Source organism: Phaeobacter sp. NW0010-22 (genome assembly GCF_040365955.1).
GTDB lineage: Bacteria > Pseudomonadota > Alphaproteobacteria > Rhodobacterales > Rhodobacteraceae > OMPR01.
The window spans coordinates 173,176-185,931 of the sequence record NZ_BAABWT010000002.1 but is presented as its reverse complement, the minus strand read 5'-3'; the positions used below and the strand labels follow the sequence as shown (position 1 = coordinate 185,931).

14 protein-coding genes are annotated in these 12,756 nt (G+C 53.7%); 10 read left to right on the top strand and 4 right to left on the bottom strand.

What is annotated here, in order from left to right:
• Positions 1-44: 44 nt before the first annotated feature.
• The 3 genes from ABWV33_RS05095 to ABWV33_RS05085 are packed head-to-tail and all read left to right on the top strand — an operon-like array spanning position 45 to position 2,868.
• Positions 45-1,172, top strand: coding sequence for an ABC transporter ATP-binding protein (locus tag ABWV33_RS05095; RefSeq protein ID WP_353329349.1), 1,128 nt, complete (start codon positions 45-47; stop codon positions 1,170-1,172).
• Complete coding sequence (locus ABWV33_RS05090; RefSeq protein ID WP_353329609.1) at positions 1,172-2,053, top strand: ABC transporter permease subunit; 882 nt, start codon at positions 1,172-1,174, stop codon at positions 2,051-2,053. Before ABWV33_RS05095 ends, ABWV33_RS05090 begins: the two co-directional genes overlap by 1 nt.
• The gene (locus ABWV33_RS05085) at positions 2,050-2,868 is read left to right on the top strand and encodes an ABC transporter permease (RefSeq protein ID WP_113822394.1); all 819 of its coding nucleotides are present in this window, start codon (positions 2,050-2,052) and stop codon (positions 2,866-2,868) included. The genes ABWV33_RS05090 and ABWV33_RS05085 overlap by 4 nt, the downstream gene beginning before the upstream one ends.
• A 2-nt stretch (positions 2,869-2,870) precedes the next feature.
• On the opposite strand, the gene ABWV33_RS05080 is transcribed toward ABWV33_RS05085, so the two are convergent.
• The 3 genes from ABWV33_RS05080 to ABWV33_RS05070 are packed head-to-tail and all read right to left on the bottom strand — an operon-like array spanning position 2,871 to position 4,963.
• Positions 2,871-3,767, bottom strand: a complete 897-nt coding sequence (locus ABWV33_RS05080) for a phosphotransferase family protein (RefSeq protein ID WP_353329348.1) — start codon at positions 3,765-3,767, stop codon at positions 2,871-2,873.
• 32 nt (positions 3,768-3,799) lie between these two features.
• Positions 3,800-4,471: a flagellar hook capping FlgD N-terminal domain-containing protein gene (locus ABWV33_RS05075; protein WP_353329347.1), complete on the bottom strand. Its 672-nt coding sequence runs from the start codon at positions 4,469-4,471 to the stop codon at positions 3,800-3,802.
• Between the two features lie 3 nt (positions 4,472-4,474).
• Positions 4,475-4,963, bottom strand: a complete 489-nt coding sequence (locus tag ABWV33_RS05070; RefSeq protein ID WP_353329346.1) for a flagellar hook-length control protein FliK — start codon at positions 4,961-4,963, stop codon at positions 4,475-4,477.
• Between the two features lie 1,754 nt (positions 4,964-6,717).
• On the opposite strand from ABWV33_RS05070, the gene ABWV33_RS05065 reads away from it, so the two are divergent.
• The 7 genes from ABWV33_RS05065 (at position 6,718) to ABWV33_RS05035 (ending at position 11,504) form a co-directional block, all read left to right on the top strand.
• Positions 6,718-6,999: a rod-binding protein gene (locus ABWV33_RS05065; RefSeq protein WP_113822391.1), complete on the top strand. Its 282-nt coding sequence runs from the start codon at positions 6,718-6,720 to the stop codon at positions 6,997-6,999.
• Entirely contained in the window at positions 6,989-7,348 is a 360-nt protein-coding gene (locus tag ABWV33_RS05060; RefSeq protein WP_113822390.1) for a flagellar biosynthesis protein FlgN, read from the top strand. The genes ABWV33_RS05065 and ABWV33_RS05060 overlap by 11 nt, the downstream gene beginning before the upstream one ends.
• A gap of 207 nt (positions 7,349-7,555) precedes the next feature.
• A complete protein-coding gene (locus tag ABWV33_RS05055) occupies positions 7,556-8,380 on the top strand; it encodes a flagellin N-terminal helical domain-containing protein (RefSeq protein WP_113822389.1) in 825 nt (274 codons plus the stop codon).
• Between the two features lie 70 nt (positions 8,381-8,450).
• Positions 8,451-8,822 (top strand): flagellar biosynthesis regulator FlaF, encoded by a 372-nt coding sequence (gene flaF, locus ABWV33_RS05050; protein WP_353329345.1) that lies wholly within the window; start codon positions 8,451-8,453, stop codon positions 8,820-8,822.
• Positions 8,822-9,223, top strand: a complete 402-nt coding sequence (gene flbT / locus ABWV33_RS05045; RefSeq protein ID WP_113822387.1) for a flagellar biosynthesis repressor FlbT — start codon at positions 8,822-8,824, stop codon at positions 9,221-9,223. Before flaF ends, flbT begins: the two co-directional genes overlap by 1 nt.
• On the top strand, positions 9,220-10,011 hold the full coding sequence (locus ABWV33_RS05040) for a DUF1217 domain-containing protein (RefSeq protein ID WP_353329344.1): 792 nt from the start codon (positions 9,220-9,222) through the stop codon (positions 10,009-10,011). Before flbT ends, ABWV33_RS05040 begins: the two co-directional genes overlap by 4 nt.
• Before the next feature lie 137 nt (positions 10,012-10,148).
• Positions 10,149-11,504, top strand: a complete 1,356-nt coding sequence (locus tag ABWV33_RS05035) for an NAD(P)/FAD-dependent oxidoreductase (protein WP_353329343.1) — start codon at positions 10,149-10,151, stop codon at positions 11,502-11,504.
• 2 nt (positions 11,505-11,506) lie between these two features.
• Here ABWV33_RS05035 and ABWV33_RS05030 read toward each other — a convergent pair whose 3' ends face one another.
• The gene (locus ABWV33_RS05030; protein WP_353329342.1) at positions 11,507-12,691 is read right to left on the bottom strand and encodes a GAK system CofD-like protein; all 1,185 of its coding nucleotides are present in this window, start codon (positions 12,689-12,691) and stop codon (positions 11,507-11,509) included.
• Positions 12,692-12,756: the final 65 nt, after the last annotated feature.

Here is a 12,756-nt window from a genome sequence, read left to right as displayed (position 1 = left end):
CAGTGGCCTGTGTTGCACGCACGGGAAATATACGGGGGTCCACCTTGAACACATCCGTCTTTGCACCTTGGGAAGATCCCAATGCCAAGCCATTGATCAGCTTTCGAAATGTCACGAAACGCTTTGGGTCTTTTACCGCGATCGATAACCTGTCTCTGGATATCTTTGAAAAAGAGTTTTTCGCCCTGTTGGGGCCATCGGGTTGTGGCAAAACCACGATGATGCGGATGCTGGCGGGGTTTGAAACCGTCACCGAGGGGACAATTGAACTGGCGGGGCAAGACATTGCCGCCGTGCCTCCCAACAAGCGGGCGGTGAACATGATGTTCCAGTCCTACGCGTTGTTTCCACATCTCAGCGTTTGGGAAAATATTGCTTTTGGTCTGCGCCGGGACAAAATGCCGAAACAGGATCTTGAGGCCCGCGTCGAAGAGATGCTCAAGCTGACCCGGCTAGAGAAATTCGCCCGTCGCAAACCGCACCAGATTTCAGGCGGCCAACGCCAACGTGTCGCTCTTGCGCGCTCATTGGCCAAAGCCCCAAAACTGTTGTTGTTGGACGAACCTTTGGGGGCGTTGGACAAAAAGCTGCGTCAGGATACGCAGTTTGAATTGATGGATATTCAGGAAAGCACCGGCACAACCTTTGTGATCGTGACCCATGACCAAGAAGAGGCGATGACCGTCGCCTCGCGGGTCGCTGTCATGGACGAAGGGTTGTTGAAGCAGGTGGCCACCCCAGACCGGATTTATGAAACGCCAAACTCTGTTTATGTGGCTGATTTCATTGGGGATGTGAACATCATCCAAGGTCGGACAACGACAGCAAACGAAGGCACCTATCGCGTGGATTGGGCAGAAGGGCAGGCGGCCTTGAACGCAACATCCGCGACCGAATTTTCCAAGGATCAGACCTGCCATCTGGCGATCCGACCAGAAAAGATAACCATTACAGCCGACCGTCCTGAAAACGCGGATAATGTCGTTCAGGGCAAAGTGCACGACATTGCCTATCTGGGGAATCTGTCCACCTATTATGTCGAACTGTCGAACGGCACGATGATCAAAGCACAGGCGGCAAATACACGTCGGATTTCGCGCCGCTCCTTTACTTGGGAAGACCCCGTTTGGCTGTCTTGGACGGCCACGGCGGGTGTTCTGCTGGCGAACTGATGCGCCGCTTTGTTCTGATCGCTGTTCCTTACGTGTGGCTGTTGGCGCTGTTTCTGGTGCCGTTTGTCATCGTCTTCAAAATCTCACTGTCGGATGCGGCAATCGCCCGTCCACCCTATATGCCGCAATTCGATTGGGCCACTGGCTTTGGTGCGTTCCTGGCTCAGTTGGATTTCGAAAATTTCATCTTTCTGACTGAGGATAACCTCTATTGGAAAGCCTACCTGAGCAGCGCCAAAATCGCGCTGATTTCTACTTTTTGCACGCTGCTGGTGGGCTATCCGATAGCCTATGCCATGGCGCGCGCACCGGATGAATGGCGTGCCACGCTGATGATGCTGGTGATTTTGCCCTTTTGGACGTCGTTCCTGATCCGGGTTTATGCGTGGATGGGCATTCTCAGCAACGAAGGGTTCTTGAACCAATTCCTGTTGTGGACGGGCATCATTTCGACACCGCTGACGATTTTGAACACCAACGCGGCAGTCTATATCGGTATCGTTTACACTTATCTGCCGTTCATGATCCTGCCGATCTATGCAGCCCTTGAACGGTTGGATGGCTCGCTGATCGAAGCGGCCGAGGATCTGGGGTGTTCACGGCTTCTGGCGTTTTGGTTGGTCACGATCCCGTTGTCTCGGCCGGGTATCATCGCCGGATCGTTTTTGGTTTTCATTCCGGTTCTGGGCGAATTCGTTATTCCGTCTCTGCTGGGCGGCTCTGGCACGCTGATGATCGGCAAAGTGCTGTGGGAGGAGTTCTTCTCCAATCGCGATTGGCCCGTGGCAAGCGCGGTGGCGGTGATCCTGTTGTTGATCTTGGTGATCCCGATCGTGCTGTTCCAGCGTAACCAGCAAAAACAAGCGGAGGCGGAAGAATGAACAAGTTAAGTTGGTTCAATGTTGTGTCGCTGACCTTGGGATTCGCGTTTCTCTACATCCCAATGATCATTCTGATCATCTTCAGCTTTAACGAAAGCAAGCTGGTGACGGTTTGGGCTGGCTTTTCGACCAAATGGTACGGTGAGCTGATGCAGAACGAGGCGTTTCTGAATGCGGCATGGGTCACGGTCAAAGTCGCGGTCTTTTCGTCGACAATCGCCACTGTGCTGGGAACCATGGCGGCCTATGTTCTGGTGCGTGGCGGTCGATTTCTGGGTCGAACCCTGTTTTCCGGCATGATCTATGCCCCGTTGGTGATGCCCGAGGTGATCACAGGCCTGTCGCTACTGCTGTTGTTTATCGGCATTGGTTTGGATCGGGGGGTTTTGACCATCGTTCTGGCCCACACGACCTTTTCGATGTGTTACGTTTCGGTGGTGGTATCCTCGCGGCTGGTGACCTTTGATCGTTCATTGGAAGAGGCGGCGCTCGATCTGGGGTGTTCAGCGGCCGAGGCGTTCAGATTGGTCACCTTGCCTATCATCGCGCCGGCGGTTATCTCCGGTTGGTTGCTGGCCTTTACACTGTCTCTGGATGATCTGGTGATTGCATCGTTCACCTCCGGCCCGTCGGCAACCACCCTTCCGATCAAGATCTTTTCGGCAGTCCGGCTTGGGGTTTCCCCTGAAATCAATGCCTTATCGACATTGATGATCGCGGTTGTAACGGTTGGGGTGATCACGGCTTCGCTGGTTTCAAAAAGGGCGACCTTGCGTCAGAAACAGGATGAACAAGCCGCCGCGCGCGAGGCCTAAAGTCACATCGTGACGAGGCTTTCCAGTTCAAGTTCCATGGCACGGGCATAATCGTCCGTGCCATTTTCTGCGCGCCACAGGCAATAGGCGCTCATCCTCCAATGATACCAAGGCAACAGCTGGCGGAGCCGATCTGACGTATCCGGGCACCCATATGCGGTGATGAAGTGTTCAATTTCATCGGTTGTCAGGGTCTGCCCTCGATATAGAAACTGCATTGCGGGAGACAGGAACAGGGCCAGATCCTCGCAAGGGTCGCCAAGGAGCGGGCATTGCCAATCGATCAAAATCGCCGCGTCGCCTTGGCACAGGATATTCCCGGCAACCGGATCGCCGTGGATTAGCCGGACTTCAGGGCTTGGAGGAACCGCATTTGAGGGACGCAACGCGATGAGCCGCGCACGATCCTCTGATGTGCATTGCCCGAGTATGGTTTCGGCATGGTCTGCGATTTCGACGCTACCATTGCATCCCTTCGGAGCATTCAGCGTCACTGCAGTTGTGTGCAAGTGGCGCAACACGTTTGCCGCGAGGGATGGGTTCTCTCGCCAAGTAGCCCCTGGCGCGTGATCATAAAGCACCCAATACGCCTGCTCGAACTGTCCCGAATCGCGCAGATTTGGGACAAAACCAGTGTCAGCCAATGCTTGTAAGCACTGGATTTCACGGGCGGGATCGTTGCGAAATAGGGGGTTGGATTGGGTGGCGCGATACAGCTTAAGCACCAAATCCTCTTTTTGACCCAAAATGCGCCAAACCTGATTGGTTCGCCCGCCGTACAGAGGGGCAAATGTTGCTGGTCCTGTGATCCGTCCGCGGTGACGCAGACTGTGAACAAGAGAGGAGGGCGGTGAAATCTGCAGCGGACGTGCTCCGGGTATGCCTGGGGGATACCCCACTGGCTCTCTCTACCCGGTTCATGACCGCTGGATCAAGATCCAGCCCGAACCCCTGTCACCACCGAGGGCAAAATGACCTGCCCCCCTTCCAAAACAAGTGTGATCTGTCCGTTTTGAATTTGGGCTTCAACAATACTGTTGTACGTGGCTGCCGTTTGATCCTGTAGCAGCGAATCCTCTTTGTAGCTTTCGACAGAGAAACTGTACAAACCGGTGGGACGTTTGTTGTCGCTGGAATCAAGACCGGTCCAGGTGACTTGCTTTTCCGATAGACCGATGGCTTTGCGTTCCACGATTGTACCGGTCGAGTCGCGCACTACCAACTCGGCCCGATCTGCGGTTGCTGCGAATTCAGGCGTAACCGTTATTGGATCCCCCGAATAATGGGCCGGGGCAATGGCGCGCACATCTTTTCCGACCCAGCTGGACAATTCAGCAATATCGGAATTGCCCATTTGGGTCATCAAGGTCGCCAGTGTGTCATTGGTTTTGACCTGCTGCTCGACCATCGAAAACTGGGCCAATTGTGCGGCGTATTCCGCCCCATCCAGCGGTTCCAGTGGATCTTGATTGCGCGCTTGAGCGGTCAGCATATTCAAGAAAGTCTCGAAATCTGACGTCAGTGCACGCTTTTCCGGTGTGCCAGAGGTTTGTGTTGTATTCGACGTCGTTGACGAATTTGGCTGTACGCTCTGCGTTTCCATAATTTATAATCTCACATCGACACCGCTGCTGGTTGCAGAGGGGGTTTTTGTTTCATTGAGAGCAACCTGCTCTTGCTCGGCAGAAGATCCATTTTGATTGCCATGGGACTCATCCGAGTTACCGGATGCGTCGGAACCATCTCCGGCAAAGACAAAACTGATATCGCTGTACCCAAGATCGCGGAATTCATTGGTCAGCTGTTCCAGATTCCGCCGCATCAGGTCGAGCGTTTCAGGCCGATCAGCTGCAATGGTCATGACCACAGAAGTATCTGTCGTCGTGACCGACATTTTGACTTGCCCCAGTTCTTCGGGGTTCAGGGCAATTTCAACAGGGGGTTGCGTACCGCGCGGCGCGGCAGTCACCATTTGCGCCGCGATGGATCGAATTACCTCAGGGCGCGTCGCTGGCGTGGTGGCCGATTCGGGACCACTTAACCCCAGTGACACCTGATCAGATATTCTGGAGATCTCTGCCGACGATTCATCCATGCTCAAATCCGAATCATGCAGAAGAGCCGAAGTTTGTAACCCCTGTGAAATGGAAGGGATGGATTGCCTGCCAGCGATGGAGGGGGCTGTGTTAGAAACAGAAACTGTAGTGTTTCCAGTGTGACCAGACGCGGTTGTTTCCACCGTTGTTTTGGAGGCCACGCGATCAGGCCCTGCAGCCCCACCTGTTTCACTACCTTCAGTGGCGCGCGCATGGGTCTTGGCAACAGCTGCATTCAGGCGCGTTCCGGTCGCTATATGAGTCGCATTCAGAGTTTGCGGCGATGGAATCTGCGAACCACCGGAGAGTATTTGCTTACCGTTTCCGGAAGGTGCCGCCTGAGCCGGCGACACAGAGGCGCTAATTGCAGGGATCGTGGAGACCTCAGAAAATGCTATGGCAGAATTTGAACGGACGGTTGGCTGCCCCGAAACTTGCACCAACGGTGCGCCCGGCTTCTGTGCGTTTGCAAGGGGCTCGCTTCCAATCGGAGAGGCTTTGACCCGGGTTTCTTGCGGAATTGCATCAGATGCGATCGCCGTTGATGCGGCCAGTTTTGTTGATTCTCGGGATTCTGATGCACGCGAAGAGACCTGTGATGAAACGTGTTGATCGATCTCTTTAGCCTGAATTGGCTGACGCGTTGTGTTCGCCGACCCTGCGTCATGCCCTACGTCTCCGTTGGAACGATTCGCATTCAGGAAAACCTGCTCCTGGGCGGAAAGAGCAACTTTTTCGCTCGGTAAATCAGCTTTGCCTGATGAAGATTGACGTTCGAATGCTCCAGATTCCGGTGCCGAAGGAACGCGCTGACTCGGATGGTTAGACCCCTTTTGAAGAGAGGTCGGTTCTACAGGCGTGGAACCAATATGAGCCGTGTGCGAATTTGCTGGATGTGCCTGACCCGACAAGCTGCTTGGAAAGACCAGCGAGTCTTTTGGGTTTTGGTTTGGCGGCACGTTGGATTGGGCTGTCATTCCGTTTCCTGCGACAACCTGCGGAGTCGCTTGATTTGTGCTCATTTGAGGCAGGTTGGGCTGAGTGTGTGTTTGTCCGTTGGGGACCTCACCTGAAACCTGTTGGGTGCGAATGACCTGCTCTGAAATTGGCGTAAGCCCTGAGAGATCACTGTCTAATCGTTGCGTTGCAGCCTTGGATTTGGCCGACCCTGCAGGCGAGGTGTTATTAGGCTCGGAAGCTGCCGCAGAACTCAAAAGGTAGGAGGCTGGCGTATTGCTTGTTGCTTCTTGGTGTGCGGATGTCAGCGCCGTCAATTCAGTGCTCTGGTCCTGAAAAGCGTCTTTGTCTGCGGCGGGCTCGCTCGCTGCGAAAACCTGGGACGTGTTGCGATTTGGAGGAAACGACTCCTGAAAGGTCGAAGTTTCATGCGCAGACCGCGTGGTTGTGGACACGGCTGACCCCGAGTGTGGAATTTCAGTTTCAGAGGTCTCAGGCGGTTCAATCCCAGTTGGTTCGGACTCAGCGGATTGGCCGCCCTTTGCATTGTTTTGACTACCGGGATCATTGGTAAACATGTCAAAGAAGCTTTGGCCAGTTGTCCCCCCCTTTGCTTCGGGTGCTTGCGAAGCTGGAGTTGGAATCCGGGCCTTTTGGGCTTCTGCCACAGGTAAATTCGAGAGCATTTCTGTTCGCTTTTCTTTCAGAGTGCCCTCACCCTGCCTCAAAACCAGTTACCGTTATTTTAACTGCTTGGACGCAATCTCTCGAAAGTGACTCAAAATGGGGAGATTCAATGCAAATCCCGGAAATTCAAACCACCAAACCGATGAACCTAAATCCCAATGAAAAGGCGTTGAAAGACGCGGCAATCAAGCTGGAGGCCACGTTCCTGAGCGAAATGTTGACAGCAGCAGGGATGGGAAAAAGCAGATCAGAATTCGGAGGCGGCGCAGGCGAAGATCAATTCGCGTCCCTTCTGGTGCGTAAACAAGCTGAAAGCATTGCCCAAGCCGGTGGAATCGGTTTGGCGGAAATGCTGTTCAAATCAATGTCCGAGGCCACCAATGACCAATGAAACTGCGAACGAATTGATGATCTCTTTGGATGAACTCTTGGATCGGGAACGCTCTGCTCTGATCGCGGGAGAGCTGAACCAATTGCCCCAAGTGATGGTTGAAAAAGAAAAGCTGATTGAAAAGCTGAACGAGTTGGATGCAATCGATCGCGACAGGCTCGGGCCGATTCAAGAAAAGGTTTCACGCAACCAACAGCTGCTGGGCAGCGCGCTAGAAGGGATCAAGGCCGTGAGCGAACGCATGGCAGAATTGCGCAGGGTGCGCAGGGGCTTAGAGACATATGACCAATCCGGGCGCAAAACAAAGATCAACCTGCAACTCAATACCCGTCTGGAAAAAAGAAGTTGATTGCGCGTTTGAAGAAAATTGAAATGAACAGGAAATCGCACTTTAGCAAAGCGTTAGGACATAGCGGGTCATGGTGACCCTGCACTCGAACAGAAGTGGCGCGATACCGGATCAAGGATTTCGCACTCGTCAGAAAGACGTTTCGATACGCCCTAAAGGGTGGATGCAAAACTGGGCGGAACAGCCCAACACAAAAAGGAAAATGCTATGTCCAGCATTCTGACGAACAATGGCGCAATGGTTGCATTGCAGACGCTCAAATCCATCAACTCGAATCTGACAGACACTCAGAACGCGATTTCGACTGGTAAAGAGGTCGCAACGGCCAAGGACAACTCGGCGATTTGGGCCATTTCCAAGGTGATGGAATCGGATGTGTCTGGTTTCAAAGCCGTTTCTGAATCTCTGTCTTTGGGTGGCTCGACTGTTGCAGTCGCTTCGGCCGGGGCGGAACAGATCACAGATCTGCTCAAAGAGATGAAAGAAAAGGTTGTCGCGGCGACTGGCGAAAACGTTGATAATGGCAAAATCAACACTGACGTTCAGGCGATCAAAGACCAAATTACGGACATCATCGAAGGGTCGCAGTTTAATGGTTCAAACCTGCTGAACACTGCGGGTGGCGACATTACTGTATTGTCTTCGCTGAACCGGGATGCGGCCGGCACTGTTACGGCTGACAACATCACCGTTGCATCGGTTGATTTCGAAGCCAACCTCGACCTGACTGGTATTGATGTTACGACTTCGGCAAACGCAGACGGGTCTCTGGCAAACATGGAAGCCCTGATTCAGGCTGCCGTAAACGGCGCATCTGCGCTGGGGGCTTCAGCAAAGCGGATTTCGGACCAAAATGACTTTGTGAGCAAAGTCACGGACGCGATGAAAACCGGCATTGGCTCTTTGGTTGATACTGACATGGAAGAATCTTCGGCACGTCTGAAGGCTCTGCAAACTCAGCAGCAACTTGGTGTGCAGGCTCTGTCAATCGCAAACCAGGCGCCACAGGCTCTGATGCAGCTGTTCCGCTAAGCGGCTTGACCGGGGCGTTTGGCGCCCCGGTCTCATCCAAGTAGATCCCCAAACCAAGTAAGGATACGATTTGAACGCGTTGTCCCATGCGCGGAATGCCTATTCGGCATCTGCTACCCCAATCAGAACGGCTGGAAAATTGGAATACGAGGCGGTTGCGCGGATCACGCGCAAATTGCAATCTGCTGTCAAACTGGGGCGCCCGGGGTTTGGGGCTTTGGTTGAGGCGTTGCACGACAACAAACGGCTGTGGACCATCTTTGCGATTGATGTTGCGGATTCCAACAACGAATTGCCAAGTGAATTGCGTGCAAACCTGTTCTATCTAGCCGAATTTACCAATTATCACACGAGTAAGGTCCTCGCACGTCAAGCGACGGCACAGCCGCTAATCGAAATCAACATGTCAATCTTGCGTGGCCTGAGTAAGGGAGTAGCCTAATGAGTGGTCTTGTTCTGAAACTGGCCCCAAAGGAGCGCGTTTTGATTAACGGTGCTGTGGTTGAAAATGGGGATCGGCGGGGGCGCTTGTCGATCGTGACCCCGGATGCAAACATCCTGCGCTTGCGCGACGCGATTCACCCCGAAGAAGCAACAACTCCGGTGCGCCGCGTCTGCTATGCGGCCCAGCTGGTGTTAACCGGCGACAGCGACCCCGAAGCGTCACGGCTGTCTTTGTTGCGACGTATCGAAGAACTCAGTCAGGTGTTCACGGATCGCGACAGTCGGGTCAGCCTGGCAGAAGCGACAGAAGCGTTGATCGCCAACCATCATTATAAATGCCTCAAAGCACTTCGCACCTTGTTGCCGCGCGAAGACCGGTTATTGGCGGTTCGGCAATGATCTTTCAACCAGTTGTTCCAACGGATGGAATCGGGGGCTGGAAATTCCTCCAACGAACCTATGATACCCAGTTCGAGACGTTTTCAAAATCCGCCCAATTGGAACGCGACACCACCTATTTTGAAAAGAATATTGGTGAGGTGAAAACAGCAGCGGATCTTGTAGCCAACAAGCGATTGTTGCGCGTGGCGCTGGGGGCTTTTGGTCTGTCAGAAGACATCAACAGTAATTATTTCATCCAGAAAATTCTGGAAGATGGCACAGAAGCCGACGATGCTTTGGCGAACCGGTTGAGCGACCAAAGATACCAGGATTTCAGCAAAGCATTCGGATTTGGCCCGGGAGAGGTCCGAAAAACGGGCTTTTTGACGGATATGTCGGCGGTGGTGAGCCAACATAAAACAGAGTCGTTTGAACAGGCCGTCGGTGAAACGGATGATTCCATGCGGGTTGCTCTTTATGCCCAGCGAGAGCTGACCGAGCTGGCAGAAAGCGACTCCAGCGACACTGCCAAGTGGTTTACGATTATGGGTTTGCCCCCATTGCGTGAAATGTTTGAGGTGGCGTTGGCATTGCCGCGCGGGTTGGCAAAAATCGATCTGGATCAGCAGTTGGGCATTTTCAAAGATAAGTTGCACAGCGTTACGGGCAGTTCTGACATTTCGCAATTTACCGAACCCGACGCGATGGAACGGCTAACCAACCTCTATCTGGCCCGATCTCAGATCAATGGTCTGGGGGACGGGTACAGTTCCGGCGCGACAGCCTTGGCTTTGCTGCAGTCGTGACTATTGTAACTTGCAAAACGCTGGGCGGCCAAGCGTCTTGCAGAGTTTTGACAGACTTGCGAAGGTTCGCGCAGAACGCGGACAAATACACGATACCTAAATCCGTGTCTTTTACCTAAGAAGGGGTGAGGGTAGCGGTGAATACTGGCAAACGGCAGCTAAACGGAACAGCCGGATTGCCACGCCAAATGGGGTTTTCCGGGTGGATCGAGGCAGAGCCACCGACCATCCCGTGGCCTGAACTCGAAACCAACGAAACAGCAGATGTGACCATCATTGGGGCTGGCGTTTCAGGTTTGATGGCTACACAGCGATTGATGCAGATTGATCCAAACCTGCGCGTGGTTGTTTTAGACGCAGACCAGAGCGCAAACAGCGGATCCGGGCGCAGTTTTGGGGTTTCGCATTTCTTACCGAAACACCTGGGTTTCTGGCACGCCAGCGGGGGCAGCCTCCCCTTTGATTGCTGCGACATAGACAGAAATCAAAAGGCCATCGCCTTCATGGCGAAATGCGCTCAGGATCTCGGCTTACCACCGCATGTTTTCGAAGTGGCGCCTCAGGTCTGGGGCGCGGCTGGCCGAAGAGGGCGGCGGTGTCTTGCTGATATTGCAGGGAATCTAACCGCCTCGTCGACACCCTTTGAATGGCTGGACCAGACGCTCCTGGGCACGATGACGGGTAGCTCGTTTTATCGCCAGGGAATCAAATGTCTCGGCGCCGCAAACCTGCAACCCGCTGCATTTGTGAACGCGATGTCAGAGCATTTGGGGAAATGGGCCCGGATTTACGAAAACAGCCCGGTTCTTGCGTTTGCCAAAGAAAGCGGGGGGTGGCGAATCCGCACTACCAAGGCGCAGATGTCTACGCAGAAGATTATTCTGACCAACAACGGGCACATAGAACAATTTGGCTTTGCCACGCGTCGCTTGCTACATCTGAGTAGATACGTCTCGATGTCAGACCCGTTGACCAAAGAGCAATCCATAGCGATCGGGGACCAACCGCGATGGGCGTTAATGTCCGTCGATCCGCTGGGCTTTTCCATGCGTCGGGTCAAAGTCGGCTCAGACGAAAGGTTGGTTGTGACCGGTGGCACCAGTTTTCACCCATCTCAGGAAACCAGCCCGATGCGCATTCGGAATGCCAGCTGGGTACATGAACGTAAGGTGAAAGAGCGGTATCCGCAGTTCTCTGATCTTAGATTTGCCCATCACTGGTCCGCGATGCGGTGCTTTAGCAGGAATGGAGGCGTTGTCTTTGGTGAGTTGGAGCCGGGGCTATTCGGGGCCTGTTGTCACAATGATATGGGGATCACCAAAGACACGTTGCACGGAATTGCCATTGCCGAATTGGCGGTGCAAGGTGGCTCCCCCCTCGCTGATGCCATTCTAAAACACCCACCGCCGCTGACTTTGCCGCCTGCTCCCTTGGGGGCGTTGGCGGTGAATACGGGGCTACTATGGAACGAATGGCGTGCTGGAAAAGAGTGAGCCTAAGAAAGTGAGATCAGCGCGTCGCAGACTTTGTTTGGGTCGTATTGATGTGGATTTTCGGCTTTGTGTAGCAGTGTCGGCACGCATTGGACCCCCAGCCGCGACAGACGTTTTGCAATCTGCGGAGTATAGAGCGTTTCATCACATAAAATGGTGCTCACCAAAGCGGGGTTTGCAACATGCTCTGGGGCATCAATCTTAAGCGCTGACAGGATCGCTTCGAGTTGATCAGCCAAGTCCATGCCCGGGCATTCGGGGTCGGTCCCAAGGCTGGGAAGGTAAACTTTGGGGACATGCCGTTCGGCGATTGTTGCGCCAACCCCCAAGGGCAGAAGGTTGGCAATGACGCTGGAAAATAGGCTACCGGGCGCATAGCAAATTACATCAGATTTGCGGATGAGCCTGCGATTTCGCATAGGCAAACGAACGGCTTCACGCGGAAGCCGGTTGTGGGCATTGGTCAGGAATAGTTGTTGGATCGGGCAAGGTAGCGGTGGAACTTCTTTCCCGGTGAGCTCTCTCTGGCCCAGAATGACAGAGCCGTTTTCCAATTTGGCGCCGATATGCAGATTGTCGTCGACAATCGCGCGCACCGTTCCCAGAACGGCCACCATTTTCGACATGATGAACAAAACGGGTTCAAGATTGAAATCGTTTGCGAAATACCCCCCGGCGACGATGAGGTTCCCAACGCTCGCATTACGCAGATCAAAGTCTTTGGGCCTGCGCGCATCAAAGGCTTTGATTTGAGTGAGGATCAAACTGCGCATCGGCTGCGACACGGCCTGCATCAAAGGGTGCTGACCATGCACAATCGACCGAAACTCTTTGTTTAGAGTGTCGGGGTCCGCATCGGTAGGAAAGCGATGCGTAAATAACCTGAAGATATCAGGTTGCCCCAGCTCTGTTTCGTCGGCCAATGCCATCAATCGACTGCGCAAATCTCCAACTGCAGGCATGTTGAACGCTTTGCGCAACACTTGCGAACTGCCACCGCTGTCAAAAGGCGTGATCAGATGAACTGAGTTGTGAGTATAGCTTTTCAAGCTGCGGGAAATGTCATTCAGGGCACTGCCGCCGCTGAAAAACAAGATCCGGGGTCCCAGGTTTGGCGAACTTTTTGCGCGCGTTATTCTGAGCTGATCGGGGATTTCCGCGGCACGAGAAAGGATAATGTCTGCCAATTCATTAGTCTCCGAAACCCCGGCATACGGTGTTTCTTTCACTATACTGCTGAATTGCGCTGGCT